General features: G+C 54.1%; 20 protein-coding genes, 2 tRNA genes and 2 pseudogenes. 7 read left to right on the forward strand and 17 right to left on the reverse strand.

Annotated elements, in window-relative coordinates; genetic code table 11:
* Nucleotides 1-354: pseudogene (locus ABTW62_RS03945) on the forward strand (addiction module toxin RelE); the annotation flags it as partial.
* 126 nt (nucleotides 355-480) lie between these two features.
* Here the strand turns inward: ABTW62_RS03945 and ABTW62_RS03950 are convergent.
* Nucleotides 481-1,371 carry a zinc metalloprotease HtpX gene (locus ABTW62_RS03950; RefSeq protein ID WP_430903285.1) on the reverse strand — a complete coding sequence of 297 codons (891 nt, stop codon included), beginning with the start codon at nucleotides 1,369-1,371 and terminating at the stop codon, nucleotides 481-483.
* Nucleotides 1,372-1,781: 410 nt separating this feature from the next.
* Here ABTW62_RS03950 and ABTW62_RS03955 point away from each other — a divergent pair, with 410 nt between their 5' ends.
* From ABTW62_RS03955 to ABTW62_RS03965, 3 genes and pseudogenes are all read left to right on the forward strand, one after another.
* The gene (locus ABTW62_RS03955; protein ID WP_430903286.1) at nucleotides 1,782-1,973 is read left to right on the forward strand and encodes a hypothetical protein; all 192 of its coding nucleotides are present in this window, start codon (nucleotides 1,782-1,784) and stop codon (nucleotides 1,971-1,973) included.
* Between the two features lie 107 nt (nucleotides 1,974-2,080).
* Nucleotides 2,081-2,311, forward strand: a pseudogene (locus tag ABTW62_RS03960) (type II toxin-antitoxin system RelE/ParE family toxin); the annotation flags it as partial.
* Nucleotides 2,312-2,313: 2 nt separating this feature from the next.
* Nucleotides 2,314-2,607, forward strand: coding sequence for an addiction module antidote protein (locus ABTW62_RS03965; RefSeq protein WP_430903287.1), 294 nt, complete (start codon nucleotides 2,314-2,316; stop codon nucleotides 2,605-2,607).
* A gap of 111 nt (nucleotides 2,608-2,718) precedes the next feature.
* Here ABTW62_RS03965 and tnpB read toward each other — a convergent pair whose 3' ends face one another.
* The 8 genes from tnpB to ABTW62_RS04005 form a co-directional block, all read right to left on the reverse strand.
* Nucleotides 2,719-2,910, reverse strand: a complete 192-nt coding sequence (gene tnpB / locus ABTW62_RS03970) for an IS66 family insertion sequence element accessory protein TnpB (protein ID WP_430903288.1) — start codon at nucleotides 2,908-2,910, stop codon at nucleotides 2,719-2,721.
* Between the two features lie 186 nt (nucleotides 2,911-3,096).
* Nucleotides 3,097-3,393, reverse strand: coding sequence for an IS66 family insertion sequence element accessory protein TnpA (gene tnpA, locus ABTW62_RS03975; protein ID WP_430903289.1), 297 nt, complete (start codon nucleotides 3,391-3,393; stop codon nucleotides 3,097-3,099).
* A 153-nt stretch (nucleotides 3,394-3,546) separates the two neighbouring features.
* Nucleotides 3,547-6,969 (reverse strand): hypothetical protein, encoded by a 3,423-nt coding sequence (locus ABTW62_RS03980; protein WP_430903290.1) that lies wholly within the window; start codon nucleotides 6,967-6,969, stop codon nucleotides 3,547-3,549.
* Nucleotides 6,963-7,529: a hypothetical protein gene (locus ABTW62_RS03985; RefSeq protein WP_430903291.1), complete on the reverse strand. Its 567-nt coding sequence runs from the start codon at nucleotides 7,527-7,529 to the stop codon at nucleotides 6,963-6,965. Before ABTW62_RS03985 ends, ABTW62_RS03980 begins: the two co-directional genes overlap by 7 nt.
* Nucleotide 7,530: 1 nt before the next feature.
* Nucleotides 7,531-11,493 carry a hypothetical protein gene (locus tag ABTW62_RS03990; RefSeq protein WP_430903292.1) on the reverse strand — a complete coding sequence of 1,321 codons (3,963 nt, stop codon included), beginning with the start codon at nucleotides 11,491-11,493 and terminating at the stop codon, nucleotides 7,531-7,533.
* A gap of 331 nt (nucleotides 11,494-11,824) precedes the next feature.
* Nucleotides 11,825-13,330: a phenylacetate--CoA ligase family protein gene (locus ABTW62_RS03995; RefSeq protein WP_430903293.1), complete on the reverse strand. Its 1,506-nt coding sequence runs from the start codon at nucleotides 13,328-13,330 to the stop codon at nucleotides 11,825-11,827.
* Nucleotides 13,331-13,445: 115 nt separating this feature from the next.
* Nucleotides 13,446-15,158: a cation:proton antiporter gene (locus ABTW62_RS04000; RefSeq protein ID WP_430903294.1), complete on the reverse strand. Its 1,713-nt coding sequence runs from the start codon at nucleotides 15,156-15,158 to the stop codon at nucleotides 13,446-13,448.
* A 315-nt stretch (nucleotides 15,159-15,473) separates the two neighbouring features.
* Nucleotides 15,474-15,665, reverse strand: a complete 192-nt coding sequence (locus ABTW62_RS04005) for a twin transmembrane helix small protein (protein WP_090413425.1) — start codon at nucleotides 15,663-15,665, stop codon at nucleotides 15,474-15,476.
* Between the two features lie 165 nt (nucleotides 15,666-15,830).
* Between ABTW62_RS04005 and miaA the strand changes: the two genes are divergently transcribed.
* Nucleotides 15,831-16,766, forward strand: coding sequence for a tRNA (adenosine(37)-N6)-dimethylallyltransferase MiaA (miaA, locus tag ABTW62_RS04010; protein ID WP_430903295.1), 936 nt, complete (start codon nucleotides 15,831-15,833; stop codon nucleotides 16,764-16,766).
* 116 nt (nucleotides 16,767-16,882) lie between these two features.
* Nucleotides 16,883-17,233, forward strand: a complete 351-nt coding sequence (locus ABTW62_RS04015; protein WP_430903296.1) for a BON domain-containing protein — start codon at nucleotides 16,883-16,885, stop codon at nucleotides 17,231-17,233.
* A 74-nt stretch (nucleotides 17,234-17,307) separates the two neighbouring features.
* Here ABTW62_RS04015 and ABTW62_RS04020 read toward each other — a convergent pair.
* The 8 genes from ABTW62_RS04020 to def all read right to left on the reverse strand — a co-directional run bounded on the left by ABTW62_RS04020 (nucleotide 17,308) and on the right by def (nucleotide 24,920).
* Nucleotides 17,308-17,383: transfer RNA gene (locus tag ABTW62_RS04020), tRNA-Glu, on the reverse strand.
* 24 nt (nucleotides 17,384-17,407) lie between these two features.
* A tRNA-Ala gene (locus tag ABTW62_RS04025) sits at nucleotides 17,408-17,483 on the reverse strand.
* A gap of 102 nt (nucleotides 17,484-17,585) precedes the next feature.
* Nucleotides 17,586-18,851 carry a sigma-54-dependent transcriptional regulator gene (locus ABTW62_RS04030; protein WP_430903297.1) on the reverse strand — a complete coding sequence of 422 codons (1,266 nt, stop codon included), beginning with the start codon at nucleotides 18,849-18,851 and terminating at the stop codon, nucleotides 17,586-17,588.
* A gap of 467 nt (nucleotides 18,852-19,318) precedes the next feature.
* The gene (locus ABTW62_RS04035; RefSeq protein WP_430903298.1) at nucleotides 19,319-21,496 is read right to left on the reverse strand and encodes an ATP-binding protein; all 2,178 of its coding nucleotides are present in this window, start codon (nucleotides 21,494-21,496) and stop codon (nucleotides 19,319-19,321) included.
* 9 nt (nucleotides 21,497-21,505) lie between these two features.
* A complete protein-coding gene (locus tag ABTW62_RS04040; protein WP_430903299.1) occupies nucleotides 21,506-22,141 on the reverse strand; it encodes a DUF4390 domain-containing protein in 636 nt (211 codons plus the stop codon).
* Entirely contained in the window at nucleotides 22,119-23,399 is a 1,281-nt protein-coding gene (gene rsmB / locus ABTW62_RS04045; RefSeq protein WP_430903300.1) for a 16S rRNA (cytosine(967)-C(5))-methyltransferase RsmB, read from the reverse strand. Before rsmB ends, ABTW62_RS04040 begins: the two co-directional genes overlap by 23 nt.
* Nucleotides 23,400-23,417: 18 nt before the next feature.
* A complete protein-coding gene (gene fmt / locus ABTW62_RS04050; RefSeq protein ID WP_430903301.1) occupies nucleotides 23,418-24,356 on the reverse strand; it encodes a methionyl-tRNA formyltransferase in 939 nt (312 codons plus the stop codon).
* A gap of 51 nt (nucleotides 24,357-24,407) precedes the next feature.
* A complete protein-coding gene (gene def, locus ABTW62_RS04055) occupies nucleotides 24,408-24,920 on the reverse strand; it encodes a peptide deformylase (protein ID WP_430903350.1) in 513 nt (170 codons plus the stop codon).
* Nucleotides 24,921-25,103: 183 nt separating this feature from the next.
* On the opposite strand from def, the gene ABTW62_RS04060 reads away from it, so the two are divergent.
* On the forward strand, nucleotides 25,104-26,066 hold the full coding sequence (locus tag ABTW62_RS04060; protein WP_430903302.1) for a LysM peptidoglycan-binding domain-containing protein: 963 nt from the start codon (nucleotides 25,104-25,106) through the stop codon (nucleotides 26,064-26,066).
* Nucleotides 26,067-26,095: the final 29 nt, after the last annotated feature.

Below are 26,095 nucleotides of genomic sequence, written 5' to 3' on the forward strand. Positions count from 1 at the left end.
CAACGCCAGTGCGCGATTGAGTCCTGCCGTCGATTTATCATGGAAGGCAAAGGGCTGCCCAGTCCGCTAGATCAGACCCGGCATCAATTGCTGTTGGGCGATGATGCTTTCGTCGAGCAATTCCGGCAGGACAAGAAACCGGAGGCGCTCCGCGAAGTCTCCAAAGCCCATCGAAGATCCGTCGCCCTGCCCCTTGCTGAGTATGAGCAACGTCATTCGGACAGAATTGAGGCAATGGCGCGGGCCTATCTATCCGGCGCCTACACCATGTCGGAAATTGGCGTTCATTTCGGCGTTCACTATATGACAGTGAGCCGAGCTGTGCGGCGATTCGAACAAAATAGCCGGGATTGATGTTGGATGTTAGACGCGACCTCGTGTGCGGACGCGACCCCGTGTGCGTGGGTGTGATTTTCCATTGATCGAGAGGTGGTGGCAAGATGTGATCGCGTGGTGAGTTTGACGGCTTCTGAAAATGGATTAACGCCAGAACCCACCTGGATGCCAGCGTGGTGGTCGGCGTATTGGCTTAGAAGTGGGGCTGAATTGGCTTCCAGTGTTTGGTATCGGAGTATGGGCGGATGTTTCAAGTGCGAGCAGTCTGGTAATGCGCTCTCCGGTAGGAGGATGGGTACGCAGCCATGAGGGCTCTGGGTTTCCCCAGCCTGGTAACAGCCATGCGAGCCACGATCGATTGATTTGTTCGAGGCGGGCGAGCGCCGAGGCCAGCCCTCGCGGATCTCCAGTGAGTTCGGCGGCCGTATGGTCGGCATCTAACTCACGCACCCGGGACAGGCCCAGTTGGGCCAGCAAGGCTAGCTGAGGTGAAATCACCAGTAACAGCAATCCCCACCAGTTGATGTTGAGTTGGCCGGAAAGCAGCCATGGCAGGGAAAGCAGGATGGAAATTTTAGCGACCAGTGCCATCAGACTGGTCAGCCGGCTCACATAATCGGCCAGGCTCATGACGCGAAGATCTCCATTGGCGATGTGCGCGATTTCATGTGCGATGACACCGACGAGTTCTCGTGGCGTGAGAGTGTGCAACAAACCATCGGTGAGCGCTATCGCTGAGTGACGTCGTGAACCAGTTGCAAAAGCATTGATCATTGTGCTGGGTATATAGTGTAGTTTGGGTATTGACTCCAATTTGGCTCGACGTGCAAGCTCATATATCAGTGCCCACAGGTCCGGGGCTTCGGCAGGATGAATCGGCCGAGCACGATACATCCTCAGCGTAAGCACCGAGGTGGCGACAGGTTCGACGATCAGCGCGAACAGGCTTACAGCTAGCGCTACCCACAGGCCGGCCTCACCGAATAGGAGATTGCCAGCCAGGGTAGAAATTCCAAACAGTACCAGTACAAGCAAGATGGTTTGAAGCCGGTTGATCAGCCGGTGGTGGCGCCATGGGTTAGTTATGCTGGTCCACCATCGACAATATTCCAGCTGTGGTATAGGGTCCGCATTTTATTCATCATATCTTCCTCGGTGGTTTGCAGAAAAACTAGGGTTTTTTGACAAAGGAAATAAACAAGGGGTCAGGTCTAGTATACCAACATAAATCCTGATTATTTAACCCGAATCACCACACAGCTCAGCTCACTGTCTTATAGTGAAGTGAACGCCGGAATCAGCGCCGATTTCTGACATGATGAAAGTCACAGGGCAGGGGTGGAGTAAAATAGGCTGATTTTACTTCGCCTTATCCTGACACATAGGAAATATGACATTGGTACAGAGTTTTGCTGCGCAAGGCGCTATTGCAAGAAAAAAACAGCATGAATAACACGGAACAACAATTCCTCAAGGAGTTGAATAACAAGCACCGGAAAGCCGCCGATAAATTGCGCTCTAACCCGGATGCATCAAGCATCGACCTTTCTGGACCGGGACCTCCAAAGCCTAGCGGCTTTTCCGGCCACTTGTGCAAAGCGTTAGTGGGCAAACTGGTGATTTGTGAACAGTGTTAACCGTGGTTGACATATCTGGTATTGTGAACTAGAGTTGGCATATGTTGGAAGTCTACAAGACTGAAGAATTCGCCCGGTGGTTCAAGAGGCTTTGAGACCGCCAAGCAAAGGCACGAATCCAGGCTCGAATTGACCGATTAGAGCAGGGCCATTTCGGCAATGTTGAGTCGGTTGGAGACGGAGTTAACGAGCTGCGCCTGTTCTATGGGCCAGGATATAGGATCTACTTCACCAGACGCTCTTCAGTTGTGGTCATACTTCTAATAGGGGGTGATAAAAACTCCCAGAGTAAGGACATCGCGAAAGCCAAAGAATTGGCCCAACAACTGGAGGTGTAGAAATGACCGTTAAGCTAAGTCGCTGGGATTCGGCTGAGTATCTGAAAACTGATGAAGATATCCAGGCATATCTGGAAGCTGTTCTGGAAGAGGGGGGCGATGATCCGGCCTATATCGTACATGCGCTTGGAGTCATTGCACGTGCCAAGAATATGAGCCAGCTTGCCAGGGAGGCTGGTCTTTCCAGAGAGGGACTGTATAAGGCTCTTTCTGAAGAAGGCAACCCCACCTTCGCGACTGTAGCAAAAATTGCAAAAGCGCTAGGGTTGCGAATCAAATTTGAGACAGCCGCGTAATAATGCCATCATAAGCAGTCTGACGGCTCCTTCGGAGCCGCAGACAAAGCAGCAAGAAGGGGGCCGTAAGGTGCTACGCAAGAAATAACAGCAAATCAAAGGGGTCACCCATTAGCCTGGTTTTCCAAAATTGCCGAGATAGACTGCAGGCCGCCGCAGCGGGTGTTCTGACAATGGCTGGCGGCCGGCACGATTGCAAAATACAAAAGCCGAGCCCGCACAAGGAGAATGGCCCAATGTCTGCTGTACCAGCAGCGATAAACCATCAATACCCTGACGCATATCCACCGGGTCAGCCACCATCCAGATTTGCCTAGGAGGCTGTCCGAGAATAGACTGATCTATTGCGGACGAGCCTGATTGGCTGGATTTTACAATCCTTTTCGTTAAATAGAACGACTATTCGCCTCAAATGATCGAAAAATCCAACTCAACCAGCCTCGCCCTCGCTACGATCGCTATTCTCGGACAGCCTCCTAGTATGGGTAATCAATTCAGACATTTCAACAATTCTCCCAGCCATTGCGGCGATACCTCTGCCGGTAGTTCCAATACGTGCTGACCTGGGCAACGGAGTCTCAAGGAGCCTGCCGCCGATGTGCGGGCCTTGATCGTCACCGGTATCAGCGAAGTCGGTTGATGCCGCTTGTGCGTATTCCGGTAAGTCCGCATCCAGTTTCCAAATGTCTTGGCATTCAATCCATTCTCACGGCAATATGCCGCTTGTGACAAACCACTGGCCTGCCACGCTTGGATATGGAGTACCTGTTGTTCCGGTGATGCCATCAGTTATCCTCCTGGAAATGGCTGAAGATAACTAAAACGATTCTTGATTTTTAGATGGTGGGGGTGCTTGCGGATGATTGATCTCATCGGTAATTTGGTAGGCTTTGCCGGACCCTTTTGCCGTGTTAAAAAAAGATTCTCTGCCAGGTTACTTTAATCATCTTGTAGCAGCGTCAGATAGACCGGGAAGAGATAACGCTCGTTCGCCCAGCGTGGATTGGGGCGTAGCGTGATCGCTTCATAGCTTTGCTGTAGCCGGGCGACGAGATCGAATTTGAAAGCCGAGCGTGGAACCGCGCCGAATAGGTGTAGTTCGGCGGCCGCACGGACCAGGGCCAGGGTAACGGCCTCGATTTGGGTGTTGGTGCGCTTGCGCCATTTGTCGGCGTGTGCAAGCGCATCGATGAGATAAGTGGTGGCAGCGGTTTTGTCGCCCAGCTGCCATGCGATTTCGGTCAATTGCTGGCCAATATGGGCGATTTCCAGGAGATCGGCATCGAGGTTCAGCCGGCGTATGCGTGCCTGATAGAAACCATGCCGTTGCAGCAACATTTCCCGGCTGCGGGTGAGATCTCCGCGTGCACGATAACTCTGTGCCAGTAGCCCGGTTACCAGCGGACGGAATGCTTCGCGGTCGAGATGGGTGTCCGCAGATGTGTCCGGCTTGGTCTGTCTGAACGGCTCATCGCTATCAAGCAAAGCTAGCGCTGCTTCGAGTGGCTCCAATGCTGCTTCTGCCTGGCTGGCAGCCAGAAGCGATGCCCCCAGTCCGATGTGTGCCTTGAGGCGAGCGGCCAGTGAGGCACTTCCGATAACGGTCAGCAGATCCTGATAGAGTGCTGCGGCAGGCTTATGTGCGCCCGCGGCATAATGATAGAGTGCTGCTCGCTCGAGATTGATCGCGGCGAAACGCTCCAGACCCGAACCCGGTTTGGTCAGTGGCACGGTCAATGCCAGTTCGGCTTTGGCTTCCTGATAGGCGGCCAGGTGAAACAGGCTGCGGCCTTTGGCCAGGCGTAATGCCAGTTCATCAGCCGGATCGAGAAAGGGCAAGCGTTCACGTTCGGTGAAATGGGTGAGTGCGATGCGGTGATTGCCCAGTGAGGCTTGCAGTAGGCCAAGCTCGGTGAGCAGGCTGGCTCGCCGGCGCGGGTTGTCCACAGCCAGATCGAGGGCCAGGTGATAACGCATATGCGCCAGCATGGCTGCCGATTTGTCATGGGTGCGATGATAATGCCGATGTGCCAGGTAGGCATAAAGATGATGCACCTCGGTGCTGCGAGGAAAGGCCTCGATCACGGGTGCGAGCAGCGTCCGGGCACGTTCGATCACCCGCGCATGCTGGCCGGCGTCTTCGATTTGCGGCAGATTGCGAGCCATTACATAGGCTTCGCTGAAAGCGTTGATGGCTGTCTCCTTTGAGACCATCCGGCCGGTGCGATATTCTGCAATCAGCGTCTGGGCCGGTATATTCAGCTGTAATGAAGTTTCGAGGTAGCCGGTATGCGCTTCGAGTGCGTTAACTGCCAGGGCAATCTCCCGGAAGTGCTCGCGGGCGGCCTCTAGGTGTCCGCGCTGGGTCTCGACGTAAGCACGCTCGAGCATGACCTCGGCAAACAGCGCTTCAGCGTATTTGCGTTCGGGATGCATGGCTGGAATATTTTCCAGCCAGTGTTGGGCAAACTCGACCAGCAGAATTTCCCAGTCTTCACGGGCTGCCCGGCTGATGATTGCCATGGCCACCGCGCGATGGCTTTCGAAAGACGTCCAGCGTGCCCACAAATCGCTCAGTGTGGAATATCGGGTTTGGTGGTCGGCATGCCGAATGGTATCGAGTGCGAGTTCTACTTCAAGCATTAGCTCGGCTGCAGTATGTCCGGCCACGCTTGCGCGCGCGGCATGCAGTAACGGTACGCGCTCATCGAGGCTGCGGCCACGGATCAGTACATCGACATAACGGCGCGCAAAAGCAAGTTGCTCGCGCTCGGAAAGCGCCGCGTGCGATGATAATGTTAAATGGGCGGCAGCCCAGCGTCCACGATCTTCGAGGTCATGCAACAGGGTCTCGGCCAGGCGCGCCCAGGGCCGTACGACCAGTGCCGAGGTTTCATTGATGATATCGATTGAATCAAATAGCGCGAGAGCGCGGCCTCTGTCGCCGAGCACAAACAGGATTTCAGTGCGCACAATCACGGCCAGATGCTGAATCGAGACATTTTCGGCACGGCTGAAATCTTCCAGCCGTGCCAGGCGTGCCTGCTGGGTAGTGATGAAGTCTTCGGTAAGCTTGCCGTGACCGAGGCGCTGCTCTGCACGCCGGAAGGCGATGAATTCGGCCATTATCTCGCCCCACACAGAAATAACGGAACCGGTTGGGGCATCGCGCCGCAGGTAGCGCAGGTACTGTTCTGCCGATTCATATTCATGCAGCGCCATATGAGTCATGACCATCCGTTGCTCCAGACGGACACGCTGTGCGCGATCTCGTGTCTCAGCCAGCAGGCTGGCGAGTATGATCAATTGTTCCCAGGCATCACGGCTCACCGCCAGTTCGCTGCGCTTGCGTTGCGCGTGCCATTGTTCCGGTACCAGACCGGTCAGCGGCAGGGAATAGATTTGCAAATAGCCGGCGCGTGCACAGGTCGCAATCAGCCGATCATGGGCAGGCGCCGGATACTGGCAATTATAGCGGCCGCTGGTGAGTTGTTCGGCCTGGCGTGTGTCTGCCTGTTGGGCGACGGCAGTGAACGGTATGCGAAACAATACCCCATTGTCATTGCCGTCGATGGTGCCGTCAAAATTCGAGTCGTTGAGGTACTGCGTAAAATACAAGTAAGTGCCATCGAGTGAAAACGCCGGGAAGCCCGATGTGCCGGGCAGGTCGGGGATGAAATGGACAGGAGCCGAGGAAGGATCATCGAGCGCCAGCAGCATGAGGCCAGGCTCGGCGCGCACGATGTCGCCCGCTATATTCATGTCCCGGCCGCTGCGTGCAAAAGGGATGTATGCCAGCCAGCGGCCATCGGGTGAAATGGCAGGTGCCAGCATGTTGCCGGTGAATAGCAGTTGACCGGTATCACCCTGGCGCGCGCGGCGCGTGATTTTCCATAATTGGTTTGCATTGCCGGATCGCTCGCGCCCCAGGATGCCGATATGTTCGTTGTCTGGGAACCAGAAGACATGCATGATATGGGCCTTCCTCTGCCCAAGGCAACGCCGGGCGTGTGTGCCAAGATCGAGGGTGCAGACATCGCCGGCGGCATGTTCACGGTAGGAGATATATAGAATTTGTTTGCCATCCGGGCTGATGCGTGGCTGATTGATATCGGCGCTCTCATCGAACAGACGCTTGGGTGTGCCGCGCACAAGATCCTGGGTAAAGATTTCTACCGTGCTGTTCGCATTGCCAGCGAAGAACAGTGTTGTGCCATCCGGGTGCAACTGGCCGAGGAAATGATCATAACTCCCGGCAGTGAGGCCGCGGCGGGCATGCAATGCGCTCGGCACCTCGCCCGCATCGGCGTATGCCGCTGACAGAAACAGCATCGATAGCGCTGCAATGAGGTATTTCAGCATTGTTTGGCGATCCAGGCGCCGTCATCGTCTTCGATCTGGCCGCCACATACTATGGCCGCCAGATGGTGTTGGCGCCAGCTGCTGCGAATCTCATCCAGACTGCGATCCGGCTGCTGGCTGTGCATCCATTCCCAGAGCTGGCGCCGTGTACGATTGACACGCTGGACCGCAGCGCTGATGCGGCGGGCTGCTGTACGGCCGGCACAGGTGGCGGTGGTTTCAACAATCAGTCCGCTGCGGGCTTCGCCCACACACCGGCGCACCAGTAAATCATCGAGGAATTCGGAATCCAGGCGCAGCAGGGCGTGCACTTCGGAGATCACGCTCAAGCTTGTTCGCGAGAGATCTGCGCCGGCATCGCCGAGCTGTCCACGGGTATAATCCACGCCTTTCGGTAGCAGGACTAATTCACGCAATTCGTTTTCCAGTGCGTATAATTCTCCGCTGGCCTGTTCTTCGAGTACTGTCTTGCGGTCGAGCATCACCACATCGGGTGGGGTGATGCAGCCTGTGACAGGTAGCGCACAGAGTATCAGGAAGGTGATGCGTGCGTTATTCATCTTAATTCTCTCCGCCGTGCAGGAGGGGTGCCACATGCCGATTCATGAAAGGACCGAGCGGGATGCCGCGAATTTCCCCAAGCTGGAACAGTGCGCCGAGGCCGCCGAGTTCGACCTGCAGCGACATGAGTCCTTGCGCCATCGCAATGCGTACGCTGCGAGGATAGCTCCAGGTCAATTTCTTGCGCAAGCTGTTGAGCGCGAGATCTTCATGGAAGGGATCGAGCAGATCAAGCAGTTCATGCAGGTGTGTGCGGCTGATTCTGATGATGTGTACGCGCCCGTCGACTTCAAGGGTTGCCGGCGTGAGCACGAAAGCTGCATTGGCATCAAGTGGCGAATTATCCCGCCCGCCGCGCAGACCGGTCGCGCTGCCGCGAAAGCGCATGCTTTCGGCACCGGGCAGATAATCCAGTATGAGTGCGCCAGTGATAATGCCTGGTGTTTTTTCGATTCTCAGGTTCTGGATGGCAATGATGTTGCGGTCAATATAGGCGATGCCCGAGACTGGGCCCGCTTCCCGCTCGCGCCAGCGCAGGCGCTCGATAGTCAATGGATCGCGTGAGGGGAAGAACGGCTGTATGTCTTCAAAGCGTGTCCGGGCGAAAGGGTTTCTCGCGGTATACGGCACGATACGCAGCGGACCGGGCGATGACCATTCGACAGTCTCTTCGAGCAGCACGCGCCCGTGTATGCCTGCGGCATCTATTTCCGCTTCCGGCAGAGCAATGGCGACATCGTCCAATGCCAGTTCCGCTTGTAGCCGGAACAGTGCGCCATCGCCCGATTCCAGCGAGAAGGGCGCGGTGATCTTGCCATGGGCGCGCAACTGTTCGGGGTGGGCGTCGACGCGTGCAAGATCTTGCTCAAAGTGACCACGCAAGACGATGCGCGTCCCGCCGGTGCGCTGGCGATTCGTCTCGGCATCCCTGTCTCGCCGTCCTCGCTCGAGGTGTTTGTGCAGCACGAGCCGTGAGCCTCCACGGCCATTGACCAGCACCAGGTCGTCAAGTGTCAGTTCTGTCAGTTGATGGATCGCGAGATGGCCGCTGATACTGACTTCTTCGATGGGATAGGGCGGGTAGAATGTCTGGTCTACACTTGCGATTTGACCATCCAGTGTCATGCGTAGCGGCGCTTGTGGTGGCAGTGCATCTGATTCCAGGTGCACTGCCTGCAGGCTGTTGCGGACACTGGCGCGTTGCCCATTCATCTCGAGCTCGAGCTGCGGCGTATCGAATGTCGCTTGCGCGCGCAGAGCACCGTCCATGAGCTGTGCATCCAGCTGTAACCCGGTTCTGGGTAAGGCGATGATCAATCCCTCCTGATGGTACAGTAGATTGCGCAGATCAGCTTCCAGGCGCTGGCTGCCATTCAAGTGATCGCGCCAATGGGTTCGCACAGCACCCTTGGCATCCAGCAGCGGGCCCAGCTTGCCGCGGGACTGCACGCGCAATGCCAGATTGTCGAATTCGAATACAGACCGCAGGGGGTGACTTTCTGCGAGAAACAGGTTCCCAATCAGCCCTAACCGGGTGGCGTCCAAGTTAACTGCATGCGCCAGCGAGCCATCGGCAGTCAGCGTGGCATTGCCGTCGAGGGCAATGCCCAGACCGTCCGCACTCTCGAGGTTCGCATTGAAACGGGCACTGCGCGTGTCGCCATGGGCAGAAGCCGTGAGCTTGAGCGTCAGCGGTTCCTGGATGGATAACTGATCGCTGTGTGGAGGATGTATGGTTGCCCGGAGATTGGCTGTGTGTCGGGACATGCGTAGCTGATGTTGTAAATCGACTTCGATCAACGGCAACTTCGCGTGCACGTTCTCGGTCTCGAGGGCAAGTGCTGTCAGTTTGAGCTGTGCGCTGTGTTGCATGGCGGGCATCGGCTGTGTCAGATCAGACCACGTGGCTTTGCCTGTCAGCGCGATGCCAAGTGATTCGGGGTCGATTGCTACTGGCACTTGGGGCAGGTATTCGGCAAATTCAGCTATCGACAGGGCATGCAGTTTGAATTTGGTATCAAGGCGTTGGCTGGCGAGTTTTCCATGCAGATCTGCCGTGATATTGGCCGCTGCCAGACTGACGTCGAAATGGGCTGTCGAAGCAAACGGTTCTTCGGTATTGATCGCCAATTGCGACACTGTCCACTTGCTACGCCCATGATTCAGTTGAACACGACGCTGGCCGGTTTGCACTATCAGCCCAGTGAAAGGCAGCTCGCCCGAGACATGCGTGATTTGCCCAGACCTTGACAGGTTGCTGCGCAATCCCAGGCTTGCCTGCCGAAGCGTGATTTCACTCCCGGATTCAGGCATGCGCAGCACCAGATCGTGGAGTGGCGCATCCAGGCGCAGTGAGACATATTCGGGATCTGGCATGGCGCTCGTGGCTGTAAAAGCGAGTGAGCCGATACGCAAATATGGGCCGGCATCACGCTGAATGCCGATGTCGTCGATATTGCCCTGGCCCTTGAATGTTCCCCAGTCAAGGGTGGTGGCATGAAACCCGGCGCTGATTTGGCCATGCAGCCCATGTAGTGTTGTCAATTGTGTCGGGGATTGGGCACTGACATGTCGGCTTTCGATCTCAATATGCAGCTGTCCAGCGGGCCGTTCTTCAGTATTGGGTCTGAAAAACACGTCACTGGCATGCAGGCGGAATGTCGGGTTGTGCAGGTTCAACTGGATGTCGTTGATTTGAGCGACTATTTCGTGTGCGGGAAGAACCAGATCCAGCGCATAGCGGTCACGCCACAGGTGGCCGCTGAGGGTTGGATTGCTGTCACTCAGTGACAATATGCCCTGGGGTGAAGAGAGGGCCATCCAGTTTGCAGAATCGCTTGCCGCGATCATGAGCGTCATCTCGTCGCCGGATTCAGCCGGAGTCAGTTGATAGGTGAAGTGTCCTTGCTGAATATCGGAGTCGGCAAATGCCGGCGGTAGCAGTGCCTGGAGCGGGGCCAGGTTGAGTTCGCCGGCGCCATGTTCCAATCTGGGTGCATCGCTATCGTCCGGCAGCATGAGCGCGAATGTCCCCTGCAGCGCATCGTCGAGCAGGTGCAGTTTATCGATATGCATGCGCAATGCTGTGGCTTGGCTATCGAATTCCAATGCCATGTCCAGATCCAGCAAACGGAGCGGTACGGGAAGTGGCGGTGACGAATCGTGCTGTATAAGATCGATCCGTGAAACTGCGGCGATTGTCCCGGCATCGCGCAAGGTGAAATGTGTCGTATGCGCCAGTATGAATTCCTGTGTCTGGTCAGCCCGAGTGAATTGAATGTGACTTTCATTGGAGTCTGCAACCGTCGTTGCTACCAGATATGCGCTGACCGGTCCCTCTGGCGTGAGATGTGCGTCTGCATGCAATGCGAGGCCGGATAGGGCCAGCTGCAGGCCCATTTGGTCACGCTCGAGTTCGCTATAATTGAAAGACAAATCCTGCAGGCTGAAGGCGTGGATTTCCAGTGGGAGCGGGCTCGTCAGTGTCTCGATCAGCTGCGAGCGTGCAGTGATTGATGGTTGTGGTTCGGCATGCAGCAGATCAAGCGATGTGCGCCCCAATGCATCACGCACGATATAAATTGCGGCGGTATCGAGTTTGACAAGATTGAAACGCAGGCGGCCTGTCAGCAAGGCACGGTATGACCAATCGAGCTCAATCCGGGAGAGCGTGAGCAGATTGGGGGATACCGGACGATGCGGTGCTGGCATGGGCACAACTAGATTGTGCATGATGAGCCGACCATGTAAGGGTTCAAGCTCGAGTGACCCGTAATCGGCAGTGACGCCATGGGTTCGCAGGCTGGTTAATAGCCACTGGCGCCCGTCATCGCTCTCGATCCATTTGACCAGGAGCCAGATCGATATTGCTGCGAGTAAGAATATTATGCTGCCGGCAAGAAAGAGCCGTCTGCCGCGGCAAGGTCGCGGGGGATGGGCAGCCGATTCATGATCCAATTGCATGTGCTGTCTAGTACTCCGTTCCGCCAAACCGCTTACATGAAATCGCGCCTTCGCCTGTCATGCGTTGTTGCAAATCCTCGCCATAGCTACGGCTATGACTGCGGTTTGCGCCTAGCCTGGCAGGCGAATCCATCGATTTCATTTGTAAGCTAATTGACGGAACGGAGTACTAGTCTCATGGGATCAGTACGGGAATATAAAGACATTTTTCATCTGAAATGAATGTACTGAAAGTCATTTGAGTTGTCAAACGTAGCAAATGGCAAGCTATCGCAGGAATGCGTTTTGCGGCCCGGTAAAGATGAATGATAATCGGGTATGGGATGTATCGCTATTTGCGGCTGTAACGGTGTTTTACGCCGACAGGGAAATACTCAGGATCTGCAAAAGCGTGCAGACTGATGCGCGGTGTTTGTCGTTCAATGGGCGTGTATTGGGCAAATTCACTGTTCAACCGCAGGAGCTGCTGCTGGATGGAGTCGGCGATTATCGATGCCATGCCGGGATGCTCGGTAATGTCTGGCAGCAGTTCGACCGCAATATGCAGTATTTTATCGCCGTGATCATCCTCCTCGGTTTCCAGTACGAATTTGCCGGTGACCCAGGGGGTGATATTCGGCTGTTCCAGACCTACCGTCACGTTCTCGGGGTAAATATTGGCGCCATAGTAGGAAACAGTAAAATCAGCGCGACCGAATACATAGACAAACGGCAGCTCGCGCGGCTGAAAATCCGCAGGTAGACCCAGTGCCGTGCAGGCAGGTATGTCTTGTGTTTCGAGGAAACGCCACATTGCCTGGTAAGAGATTAATCCGCCCTTATCCGCGATGTGATACCGAATTAACGGCACGCTGTTTTCGCCGGATACCACCAGGGTATTGTCATGCTCTTCAAAGAAACGGCTGGCCGGATCGTACTGCACCAGCGTCGGCAGGCGTGATTCGCCAAATAGGGCACGGGCGGCGTCAGGGTGTTGAGCCAGCCAGCGGCGAATAGCGATGCTTAGAGGGGTTTCGTTGCCGAGTACGCCGCCATCTGCGGTGCCATACAAAGAAGCCGAGTCGAAGCAGGGCATGTCCGAGCCAATTCGTTGCCCGACCAGATCCCGCCATTCTTCACTGAATACTTCGCCGGCAAATACCAGTTTGGGTTTGTAGTCGGCCCAAGCGATACCTTCAGCTATGCCCGAGTCAATGACGTCTTTGACAAAAGGCGGGTAGCCCAAGAGCGTGATTTGTTCGAAATAAGGAGATAGTTCGCGCACGACGCGCAAAATTTCGGCCTTGTTATTGCCCGGTGTCGCTACCATCAGCGGATAGCCCTTGCGCGCAAGATGCCAACAGCAGGAGGTTGTGAACAGGCCACCGACCCAGTTGCCAAGTGCAAAGCAAATGATCGCTAACGTGCTGCGTTCATGACTATGGAAACTGTCATGAAAGACTTGTTCAAAGCGAACCGCTACATCTAGCTCGTAGGCAGCGGACCGGGGCCAGAAAGTCGGTTGGCCGGTAGAGCCGGAAGAAACTGCTATGCGATCGGCACCGGTCAGGCTGCCGCCCAGACAGCGCTCCGGCAGGGGATAAGCTTGCATGTATCCAGCTTTCGTCATGAGTGGCAAAGTTTTGAACGCTTGGTAGTGAGTAATATTTGCTGGATCAATCTGTTTTGATGCCAGCAATTTCCGGTAGGCGGGGACTTCAGCGGCACTCCGCTGGAATAACGCCAGAATCTTGTCCTGTGCCGTGCGCTCGTCCGGCTTTCCCAGGAGATCATCTAGGCGAGAGTCAATGAAATGATCGAAGCTATCGCGGTCGATTGATATGCGTTTATTGGTCATGATGAACGCTCGTTTTGGTGGGAGGGCAGGTTATCAAGATAAACTGGCTGGGCAAATAAATCAAATCCCGTTATGGATGATTTGGCGCCGATTGCAGGGATGTTTCTGCCTGCTTTTAGCTTGGGTTGTCCTCGGCGTGCAGTTTCTTCAATGCTTGATTGACGATGTTTCGAGCAAGTTCCTGTTCTTCCAGGAAAACGGTGCCGATTGGCTCTTTTTGCAACAATAACGCTTCTTCTTCGCTGTAGGTACTGATCAGCACTTCATTGCGAGGATTCAGGATACGGCTTGTTTCGACCATTTGCCGGACGCGGATGGGGTCCGATGCCGTAATGACCAGGACGCTGGCACGCGCAATATGTGCCTGAATCAGTACTGCTGGACTCGCTGCGTCTCCGGCTACGGCATGCATGCCTTGGCGACGCAGTTGTTCGACTGTTTCCCGGTTTTGATCCACAATGACCATTGGTGCGCCGCGTTGTGCCAGCATGCTGCTGACCCGCTTGCCGACCGCGCCGTAGCCCACGATCACAATGTGATCAGTAACCGCTTCAGAGCTGATTGCGGGCGGGAGCTCTGCCAGTGGGTCGTTGGGACGCTCAACCATCCGTGCCAGCCTGGAACGGGAGTGGATCCAGTTGCGTATGGGTTCGGCAGTCTGGAATACCAGCGGATTGAGTGTGATCGTAATGAATGCGCCGGCCATTATCAGGCTATAACCCTTGTCAGGCAGTAAACCGAGCGAATAGCCCAAGGAGGCGAGAATAAAGGAAAGCTCACCAATTTGGGCCAGGCTGACTGAAACAGTCAGTGCGGTAGTGAGCGGATATCGAAAAGCAAGGATCAATATCAACGCCGTCAACGATTTCCCAAACATGATGATAATGACCACAATCAAGACTTGCAGGGGCGCTTCCAGCAGAATGCTGGGTTCGAACAGCATGCCGACTGAAACAAAAAACAGTACCGAGAAAGCGTCTCGCAAGGGCAGTGATTCTTGTGCTGCGCGATGGCTCAGGTGGGATTCGCGCATGACCATCCCGGAAAAAAAGGCGCCGAGTGCTAAAGAGACATCGAACAGCAAGGCGGCGCTATAGGCGATTCCGACCGCAACCGCCACCACACACAGGATGAATAGCTCATGAGACTTGGTGCTGGCAACATACCAGAGCAGCCATGGAAACATTCGCTTCCCGATTACCAGCATGAAGCCAATGAATACCGAGACTTTGCCCAGTATGGCGCCGAGTGCGAACAATAAATCAAGATGGGTATGCGGAGAGGGTGTCTGTGTGTCGGTTGCGAGCCAGCCTGACAATGCGGGTAACAGCACCAGGGCCAGTACGACTACCATGTCTTCGACTATCAGCCAGCCGATCGCAATTTTTCCATTGATTGATGTGAGCAAGCCGCGGTGCTCGAGGGCGCGTAACAGTACAACGGTGCTGGCGACCGAGAGCGCCAGACCGAAAACGATGCCGGCGCCAATGCTCCAATCCCAGGCGTAGGCGACACTTGCGCCCAGGGTTGTCGCGACGACTATTTGTGCGATTGCGCCGGGGATGGCTATCTTTCGTACCGCCAGCAGATCATTGAGCGAGAAATGCAGTCCGACGCCGAACATCAGCAAAATGACGCCAATTTCTGCCAATTGGTTTGACAGTGCCATGTCTATGTCAAAACCGGGCGTGGCCGGCCCAATGATCATGCCGGCGGCCAGATAGCCAACGAGTACCGGTAATTTAAGGCGATGGGCGATCATCCCCATGATCAGCGCAAGCCCTAGGCTGACAGCGATGGTTGTGATCAGAGTGGTACTATGGGGCATTATGGCATGCCTGAGACGGTATCGGGCTGCTGATCGCTGGCTGTGACGGGCGCCATTGGCGGACTATCGTCAGAGAATGGCGCTCATATGTTTCAAGCGGGAGGGAGAAAAGCCGGTAAATCAAGTTGCGGATCCCCGGGTGGGGAAATCCGCTAGGAGGCTATCCGAGAATAGACTGATCTACTGCGGATGAGCCTGATTGGCTGGATTTTACGATCCTTTTCGTTAAATAGAACGACTATTCGCCTCAAATGATCGAAAAATCCAACTCAACCAGCCTCGCCCTCGATACGATCGCTATTCTCGGACAGCCTCCTAGCTCTCGTGGATGTAATTGATGTAGGTCGATAGCATCATTCCGCCAAACAGTATCATGGACAAAACGATGCGTATCGTTAACGATTTGACCATGCGAGTGCTTTCCCCTTTGTCCTTGATCATGTAATAAAGTGCTGAGCCAAGGCTGTATAGGATCATTAGCAAGAGTAAAATAGCGAATATTTTCAAGTTGCCTCCTCAGTGAGCTGCAGTCGAATCAGGATCGCTGCGAATTGTTCGCATGGTTGTATATAGAAAATCTAGTCAGCGCAAGATAATGTTGGAAACGGTCTTGAAAAACTGCCAGAATCTACCCATTTTAACTGATAACTATGTTCTGTAAACGGTCTTGATATGCCGCATCCGCCTGCCATTTTTTTGATGGGACCTACCGCCAGCGGAAAATCAAGTGTCGCGATAGATATCGCGCGTCATTTCCCGGTCGAAATCGTCAGTGTCGACTCAGCGCAGATCTATCGCTATCTGGATATTGGTAGCGCGAAGCCGGATCGATCGACGCAAACGGCGTTCCCGCATCATTTGATCGACTTGATTGACCCTGATGAACGCTATTCCGCCGCGCAGTTCAGGCAAGATGCCTTATCAAAAATGATAGACATTACCGCGCGGGGAAATGTTCCGCTTCTGGTGGGCGGTACCCTGCTTTATTTTAAGGCGCTGCGAGAGGGGCTCGCCAATCTGCCCTCTGCTGACAAAGCCACGCGCAGCACGCTGGAGCGTACTGCCCAGGAGCGGGGCTGGCCGGCGATGCATGTGATCTTGCAGCAGCTTGATCCGGTGACGGCAAGCCATATTCAGCCCCATGACAGCCAGAGAATTCAGCGCGCCTTGGAAGTCTGCTATCTGACCGGCAGACCCATGTCGGAGTTGTTGGCACAGCGTCGGGCCAGTGATTTTCCGTATCGCGTGTTCAATGTGGCTTTGTTGCCCAGCAACCGTGGTATTTTGCATCAACGTATTCAGCAGCGTTTTAACGCGATGCTGGAGAGGGGGTTGATCGATGAAGTCAGTGGCATTCGTGCCCGATTTCAGCTTGCTGCGGATATGCCCTCTATGAAATGTGTGGGCTATCGCCAGGTATGGATGTATTTGGACAATCAAATCAGTTTGGCTAAAATGCGGGAGATGGGCGTGTATGCTACGCGGCAGCTGGCAAAGCGTCAGTTGACCTGGCTGCGATCCATGCATGCATTGCAGATATTTGACTGCTTGGCGAATGACTTGTCTGGATTGGTGAAATCTTACTTGCAGCAACAAGATTGTTTTTGATCGTTTGCTCGTCGATCAGATTGTGTGCCGGTTAGAAGATTGTGATAACTGGATGGTTTTTGTGGGTATTTTTGCGGGCGAGCCGCATGTCAATTTTTTAGAGGAGAGGAGTAAAAATGTTTCAATATTCAACGGTAAGGGCGCTGGTTGCAGTGTGTGTCTGCGTCCTGGTTGTGGGGGTGGCCGGTTGCGGGGATTCGGAAAAGGTGCATGAATCCTGGGTTGCAACGCCTGAAGCGGGCGCAAGTTATGATGACAATGTTATTTCAGCGAATATCGTGGCCAGAATATCGGCAATTCCTGAGCTGAGCAATTTGGACTTGCACGTGCGTGTTACGAATGGTGAGGTATTCCTGAGCGGGATGGCCAATAATCAGGAGCAGGTCGATCAGGCTGTGATGCAGGCCTGGCTGGTGGACGGGGTTCAGAAAATGAATAACGAAATCGTTTTGAGCGGCGTGCGTTAATCAGCAGCAATAGCGTGGCAGTCGGTGCTTGTGCACCGTATTGCCACCCCTGATTCTTCTTTCAGAAGAGATGATGGCGTCCCCAAGGGGATTCGAACCCCTGTACTCACCGTGAAAGGGTGATGTCCTAGGCCTCTAGACGATGGGGACCAGGTTTGCGGATAAACAAAAAGCTGGTGGAGATAAGCGGGATCGAACCGCTGACCTCTTGCATGCCATGCAAGCGCTCTCCCAGCTGAGCTATACCCCCAATCAAACAAAGCGCAGATTATACTGAGCCGCGGGCGCTTTGTAAAGCAGGCTGTGCAGAATCTTGCATTGGCAGCCCGTATCTGGCAATTGTTTGATCTAATCATTGATGGTTCTGGCTGCGTAACTTGATCCCTAATGTTTTGAGCTTCCGGTAAAGATGGGTGCGTTCCAGTCCCGCGCGCTCGGCAACCCTGGTCATGTTGCTGCCTTCTTGCTCGATCAGTTTCTCGAAATAGTTTTTTTCAAAAATATCCCGCGCCTCTCGTAACGATATGTTGAGCGGAATATCAGAGATGACCGAGACTGATTCCCGCGAAGAAAATGCCAGCGCTTGTTGAACAGCGTCGACCGAGATCTCGTCGCTGGTGCAGGTGAACGCCAATGAATGTACGATGCTGGCCAACTGCGCCAGGTTGCCTGGCCAGTCATGGTTGCGTAAGGCATTGAGGGCCGCAGTGCTGAAATGTAGCAGCGGGACTTCCCCCGATTCAATGAGATCCGAGAGCAATTGATTGGCCATTTCCGGAATATCTTCGCGATGGGCTCGCAAGGGGGGGACGGTAATACAGAGGTTGTTCAGTATTTCGAATAATTTAGGGTGATAAGCGCCTTGTGCGGTCAGTTCAGCCAGTGAGCGCGTGGTGGCGCAAACCAGCCGAACGCTATATTGATCGAGCTTACTGAGCAACAACAGCAGTCCTTTTTGTTCCAGTTTGCTGAGCTCCCCGATTTCACCGAGGAAAAGTATGCCGCCTTTTGCCTGTTCGAGTTGGCCCAGTGGATTGTCCACCAGAAAAGCGCATGATTCCGGTGCTGCCCAGGTGGTGTTGGAGCGATGCAGAAAGCGTGCGCAATACTCTACGCCAACACCTGGTTCGCCTGTCAATAGTACGGGCGCTTTCAGATTTTCCACCTGCTCGAGTTTCTGCCTGAGTTCTGTGATCAGCCCGCTGCGACCAAGACTGGCCAGGGAGAGTGCCGAAACAGACTTGTGCTGACCACTACGCAATACTTGTCCGACTGTGCTGAGTAGCTTTTGTAGTGGAATAGGTTTCTCCAGGTAGCCAACCGCGCCGATGCGGGTGGCTTCGACAGCGGTATCGATGGTGCCATGCCCAGACATCATGACGACCGGCATGGTCAGGAAACCCGTATTGGCCCAGTCCTTGAGCAGGGTGATGCCATCCGTATCCGGCATCCAGATATCCAGCAAGACTAAATCCGGGCGCATCTGGCTGCGGCAATTCCTGGCCTGTTCCGCATTTTCCGCGAGGGCTACGTTATAACCTTCATCTCCCAGAATTTCAGATAATAGCTCACGTATTCCCAGTTCATCATCCACAACGAGAATTGTGTTATTGGCCATTAGTCAGTCACCCTCTTCATATCACTGGAAAATAAATTTTCTTGGTTGTGTCTTGTCCGTAGCAGCGGGAAATTCAAGCTGGATGCCTCGGTTGATTGCCAATCCGGGCATTAGCTAGGAGGCTGTCCGAGAATAGACTGATCTACTGCGGACGAGCCTGATTGGCCGGATTTTACGATCCTTTTCGTTAAATAGAACGACTATTCGCCTCAAATGATCGAACAATCCAACTCAATCAGCCTCGCCCTCGCTACGATCGCTATTCTCGGACAGCCTCCTAGATGAATGCTTTTCTCTCGCAAGCACTTTATATTGTTGTTGGTTAGGTATTTTCAATATGTCATGTATACCATATTTGGCGTTATTGGCCGTTGGATTGTGCCCGGATAATAGCGGGGTTTTGTGTCGTGACGCGTCATTTTGTTTTCATCAATACAATTTTCTGCCGGGTTTGGGGCTCATGACATTTATGTCAAAACCGATCCTGATGCCACATGCGCACTGTCGTGCAACAATGCTGGCAAAGTTATCGCGACTTTGGCGCCTTGTGGCTGGATATTTTCGATTTGAATTGTACCACCGTGCTCATCAATGATTTTCTTGACAATAGGCAGTCCTAGTCCGGTTCCTTTTGGTTTTGTTGTGATATAGGGTTCGAATGCATGTGCTCCAACTTGTTCTGAAAAGCCCTTGCCGTTATCTATCACACTGAGCTCGATCCCGTTGTTTTTCCGTTCTGTCCGTACTGTGATGCTGGCGTTTTCTATTGCGGTCAGGGCATCCTGTGCATTTTGCAGCAGATTGTGTATGACTTGCCGTAACCGGGCAGGATCGCCTCTGACGGGGGTGAGCGCACCCGACAGCTCCATATGGATGCGTGGTTGAGAGGCGCCGCCTGTCTCGTTATCGGCGGTTTGATAAAGCGCAAGTACTTCGCGTACCAATCGATTAATGTCTATCTGGCACAATTCCAGCTCGGGCACCCGTGCATATTCCCTGAATTCATTGACCATTTTTTTGAGCGCCTCAACCTGATTGACAATGGTTTCAGTTGAGCGCTTTAAAATCCTGGCATCTGGCTCATCGAGTTTGTGGATCAACTTATGTTGCAACCGTTCTGCGGAGAGTTGGATCGGCGTCAATGGGTTTTTGATTTCGTGAGCCAGGCGGCGCGCCACTTCTCCCCAGGCTACGGTACGTTGTACTTGCAGCAGACTTGTGATGTCATCGAAAACCACGACGCCGCCGCTTTCAGAGGTCTGGGGCAGGCGCGAGCCTCGCAGAAGCAGTATCTGCTCCTTGTTTGCGCTGAAATGCATGACCTGGCGCTGCCATTCGCCAGATGCTTCGGTGTCGAAGCCGCTTCGGATTTCGCTGGCCAGCAATCGCAATTTAGGCTCCTGTTCGGCGCATTCTTCGATCGTCAATCCTTCGAAATTGACCAATGGAATCTGCAATATCTGTTCGGCGCTTTGATTTACGGCGCGCATGCGGAGCGCTTCATCGAACACAATGACGCCCGATGACAAGTTGCCCAGGATGCTTTCCAGATAGGCTCGTGCATTTTCTACTTCCTGTTGGTTTTGTTGTGCGATGGTGCGAGCAGTGGCAAGTTGCTCTGTCATCAGATTGAACGACTCGGTCAGTACGCCGAACTCGTCTTTGCTCTGCACCTGATGGCGTCGGCTGAAATCGCCCTGTGCCACGGCACGTGTGCCATCTGCCAATTGCCCCAGAGGCGCGCTCAGTTTTTCGCTGATCAGGAATGCAGCGGTTAATGCAGAGAACAGGGCGAGCAGCAGTGCCAGCGTGAGGGTGACGCTATATAGTCTGGTCAATCCCTGGCGGGATAGCATCAGCTCCTGGTAATCGCTAAATCCAGCCTGAACGGTTTCGGCATTGTCGGCCAGTGATTGCGGCACCCGCTGCAGCACCTGCAAGACCCGAATATCCTCTTCCTGGCTGAGAACGTTGACTGGGACGAGTACGCGTAAATAGAGCGTATTGTCGGCCAGCGACTCGATCGCACGGTAATTTTTTTGCATCCGGATGTGCCGCATCGCTTCGATATTGGGGATTTCCGGAAACAGAACGGCATCGTCCATGCTGGTGAAGGCGATGATTCTCCCTTCCTGGTTGAACAGGGTGGCCTCTTGTATCTGTGACTGGATCAGGAGCTGGTTCAGGACCGTTAGCGGCAAGGATGCGGATTCAGCCAGGGCCAGTGCGGCAGCTTGTGCCTTTTTTTGTAATTCTTCCAGCAAGTTGTCGAGCACGGTTTGGCCCAGGTTTAGCCCGCCTTCAAGCGCTCGGTCAACCTTGACATCGAACCAGGATTCGATGCTTTTTTCCAGGAACTGGACCGAGACGCTATAGATTAAGACCCCGGGCAAGGTCGCCATCAGAGAAAATACTACCAGTAACCGAAGCGCCAGCCTCGATCCGAAAATGCCGGTCTTGAGCCTGCGTCGCAGCCGCCAGAGCAGAAAGCCGACGACACCGATCAGGGATAACAAAAAGACTACGATGAAAACGATCAGCCAGCGATAACGGCGTTCGAGGAATTCGGTATTGGCCCCAGCCGTGGCTAACAAATACAGCATGGCAATACTCAGGCCTGCCACGATGCCGATCACATACTTCATAAATTGATTCTAATCGTCAATTTCTTCGTCGATTTCGTCGGATAACGGCGGGAATTTGATCTCCCAGACTTTTTTCCTGGAGCTCAGATTCCAGTCTTGCGAATCGAACCATTCTAGTTGAAAAGGTTTTGATAACCGCGACACATCCAGCCATATCTGCAAAGTGGCGACATGTTCTTCGCCCTGCCTGAGCGGGGCATATTCCTCAACTGGGATATCGTATTGGTTACCGAGTGCATGCAAGGCATCTTCCAGTGTTGCAAAGCCTTGCAGTTGTGTGTGGTGAATCAGGCGGTATTGCCGGGTCAGGGCGTGGTAGCTCAACCCAATGCGCTCCTTGCTGCGGGCAACTTCTTCGTCCCACCAGAACCAGCGCGGTTTCATGACCGAAAAGCGGGTCACGAAAAAAAGCTCGACCCCTTTCTCCAGGGCTTCTTTCAGGGTTTTGTTCAGGACAATCTCAGCTTCGATATCAATCAAGTAGCCTTCAGCCGATTGCTTGAGATTGAATGATTCGATTTCTATATACCCCTCGTCACTTGCAAGCGTGACGGATGACAACAAGATCGTCAGCAGCAGAATTGCCAGACCTCGCCATAACCGGAATATGTTGTCGGATCTGTCAATTTTTCTGAAGCAAGGCATAAAAAAAACCATCGTGGCGGGTGCTCGGCAGTAACTGACCATGGTTAATTATCGTCTCGTGCGTGCAGGGCAAGGCGCTGGCATCTTCGTGATCGGAGAGAAATTCTGTTACCAGCAAGCTGTTTTCTTCACTAAATACGGAACAGGTTGCATACAGCAGTTTGCCTCCCCGGCATAGTAAAGGCCATAATTTGCGCAGCATTATCCTCTGTGTTTGCGCGAAGGCTTCTATATCACCGGGTCTTCTAAGCCATTTGATGTCTGGATGACGATTGACCACGCCAGATGCCGAGCATGGCACATCTGCCAGGATTCTGTCGAATAATCGGCCATCCCACCACTGCGAGGGTTCGAGTGCGCTGCCGCAAATCAGCTGGTAATCGGGCATATTCAGCCGCGTGAAATTTTCCTGGAGCAGGGCAAGCCGTTCTTCATGTTTGTCCATGACTGTCAATTTTATGTCTGCCAGTTCCATGAGGTGCGTGCTCTTGCCACCGGGTGCCGCGCAGGCATCCAGTACCCGCATGCCTGCGTCCACGTCCAGCAATGGCGCGGCGAGTTGCGCGCCCGCATCTTGCACGCTGACAAGACCCTCGGCAAACCCCGGCAGTTGTTCAACGGCTACCGGCCTCGAAAGCTTTAGCGCGCTTCCCCAGAGCCATTCCGAGTCGATCGTGCATGCCTGGAGCCGGGCCTGGTAATCGCTGACTGTGATCTGCTTTTGATTGACGCGCAAGGTCATTGGCGGGTGTTGGTTGCCTGCAAGGAGAATGGCTGCATAATGTTGCGGGTACTGTTGCCGCAGTTTGTCGATCCACCACTGTGGATAGGCGTATCTGGCAGTTTCGTCTTGTGTGGTTTGGGCCAGCAGCTTATCTTGCTGGCGTATGAAATTACGCAAGATGGCATTGACTAAGCCCGAGGCGCCTCGATTGCCGGCAAGCATGCGCGCGGATGAAACGGCATGGTTTACGATGGCGTGAACAGGCGCTTTGCTGTAGTTAAGTTGATACAAACTGACGAGCAGAAGGTAGTGGAGGCGTCTGTCAGGCAATGGCTTGTGCAGCAAGGATTTGAGGAGGGTGTCAAGTTGGCTGTAATAGCGCAGCACGCCGTAGGCCAAGTCCTGAATCGCGCCCCGTTGCTGACTCGATAGCATGGCGTTTTTCCGCCAGGTTTCCCGCAACACGCCTGTCAGATTGGCGCCAGCCAGAACGCTTCCAATGGCATTGACAGTCAGCAGCTGGGTCTTAATCATGTGCTAGCGCGGGTTCGGTCATTGCGCAGCCACGGCGAAACATGCGCCAGGTTGTATGGCATGGCCTGCCAGAAACCGTGCGGCAGAAAGTTTTTTTCCACCGGCTTTTTGCAGCATTTCGATGCGCATGGCATCCTGGCCGCACGCGACAATGATACCGGTATCGCTAGCAGCGAGGATTTCACCTGCCTGGCCCGAAGCGGTTTTAATTATCTTGGCCTGCCAGAACTTGATCAGGTCGCCCTGTAAATGGGTGTATGCGCCCGGCCCGGGATTGAAAGCACGAATCATGCGGTCAATGTGGGTGGCATTCTGCCTCCAATCGATTTTCGCTTCCGTTTTCCGGATTTTGGAGGCATAACAGGCGCCTGTTTCGTTTTGCTGAGTGGATTGCAATGCGTTGCGATCCAATAATGTCAGCGCTTCGACAATACTTTCTCCGCCGAGCTGGGCGAGTTTGTCGTGCAAGGTTGCAGAGGTGTCCCGCGGCGCGATGGTGATCGCATGTTGCAGGATGATTGCGCCGGTATCCAGCCCTTGATCCATTTGCATGATGGAGATGCCCGTTTCCTGGTCACCTGCCAGAATCGCCCGCTGGATAGGGGCGGCGCCACGCCAGCGCGGTAGCAAAGAGGCGTGAATGTTGATACAACCATGTCGTGGAATATGTAACACAGCTTCCGGCAATAGCAATCCATACGCGGCCACAACCATGGCATCGGGCGCTAGCGTTTTGAGTTGTGCTTGAATATCTGGTGATTTCAAGGTTTCCGGCTGCAGCAGCGGAATAGCATGCTGCTGCGCCAATAATTTGACCGGACTGGCTTGCATTTTCATGCCGCGACCAGCAGGACGATCGGGTTGGGTCAGTACGAGTATGACTTCGAAGCCGGCTGCCAGCAGCGCATCCAGGGCTGTGGCAGCAAAAACCGGGGTACCCGCAAAAATAATTCTCATGAATGATGCCCATTATGAACGTATGCACGGTTTATCATGGCCGATCTTGGGTTACGATAAAGCAATTTGTCTGCGCGCCTGTTTCTTTAGTTTGTTAAGGATGCGTGACTGTTTGAATGGCGACAGGTATTCAACGAATACTTTGCCCAGCAGATGATCCATTTCGTGTTGAATACAGACTGCCAACAAACCCGTTGCGTTCAATTCAAATGATTTGCCATCAATATCGGTCGCCTGCACGGTAACCTGTTCGGCCCGAGTCACCTTGTCGAAGATGCCTGGCACCGATAAGCATCCTTCCTGAAATTCAGATTCTCCGCTGCTGGCAATGATTTCGGGATTGACCAGCACCAACAGCTGGTCACGGGTTTCGGAGATGTCGATGACGATTATCCGCTGGTGCACATCGACCTGGGTTGCGGCAAGACCGATTCCAGGTGCGGCATACATGGTTTCAGCCATGTCTTTTACCAGTGTGCGGACCGGCTGCGTGACTGCCGGGACGGTCGCCGCGATTTTGTGTAACCTTTCGTCGGGGTACTGGAGTATTTTTAGAATTGCCATGACAAACCTGCGTAAATCAAAGATTAAAACCGGAAGGGGCGTTTTATCATCACGCATGGGTTAGATGATGACCGACTGTCCTTGTTTGTGTCGGCCGTCCAACCGTTCCGGCCGATATACCGGAAATGCACATATGTGAGTGATTGCACGCTTGCTGAGTCTTCATGGAGATAAAGACCGCCCATGCGTAATTGGACTATTATATCCGTGATTTTGTTTGCCAGTTTATTTTCTGACGCATCGCCAAATGCTGCCGGGTCCGTATTGCCAGCACTTGCGCCCGCCGATCATGTCTTGATTCCTCATGCCGACAGGCCGCGGCGTATCGCTGCTTGCCGGCCTGATTCCGCGAGAGCCGTCTTGCTCGCGCAGGTTGGACCCAGCCATGCTGCGGCAATTCCGCAACATCCGGCAACGATCAGGCTTTCACCCCGAATCCGTGCCGAGAAACTTGCTGTGCAAGCGGCTCCCAGTATTCCGTTGGCCAAGATTGCCCCCTTTCTGAGCCAGCCGTTGGTGATCGGCGAGCATGCGCTTGAACAAGCGCCGGTCATCCTGGGTTCGGGCGATGGCCGGGTAATTCTAAGCGCAGGTGACAGGATTTATGTGGGAGGACTGCCGCCTGATCAGGGCAGGATTTGGCAGATTTTTCGTACCGGGAAGGTGCTGATCGATCCGGATCGCAATGATCGTCTCCTTGGTCATGAGGCCGTTTATCTAGGTAGTGCCGAGGTGATTGAATTCGCGGCCGTCAGCACGGTCAAATTGTTGCATTCAGTACGTGAAATTCTGCAAGGCGATCGCCTGGTACCAGCTGCTGCTGCCAGGCTGCCTGATTATCCGCTGCATGTGCCTGATCTCCCTTTGTCCGGGCGCATCATCTCGGTTTATGGTGGCGTCAATGAGGTTGGAGAGAATGCGATCGTGACCCTCAACCTGGGTGTGGAGGATGGCATCAAGCCAGGTCATGTGCTCGCTGTGAACCGGAAAAGTGAAGCGCGGCTGCATGCAGGCGAGTGGATGCGTTTCCCGGATGAGCGCATGGGTCTGGTTTTTGTTTTTCGCGTATTTGATAAAGTCTGTTACGCCTTGGTCATGCAAAGCAAGCAGGTGATCAAAGTGATGGATAGTGTTAAATCGCCCTGACAAGGTTGGGGAAAGTTACTATACTCGCC

It is taken from the genome of Nitrosomonas sp. ANs5 (assembly GCF_050584665.1).
Classification (GTDB): Bacteria; Pseudomonadota; Gammaproteobacteria; order Burkholderiales; family Nitrosomonadaceae; genus Nitrosomonas.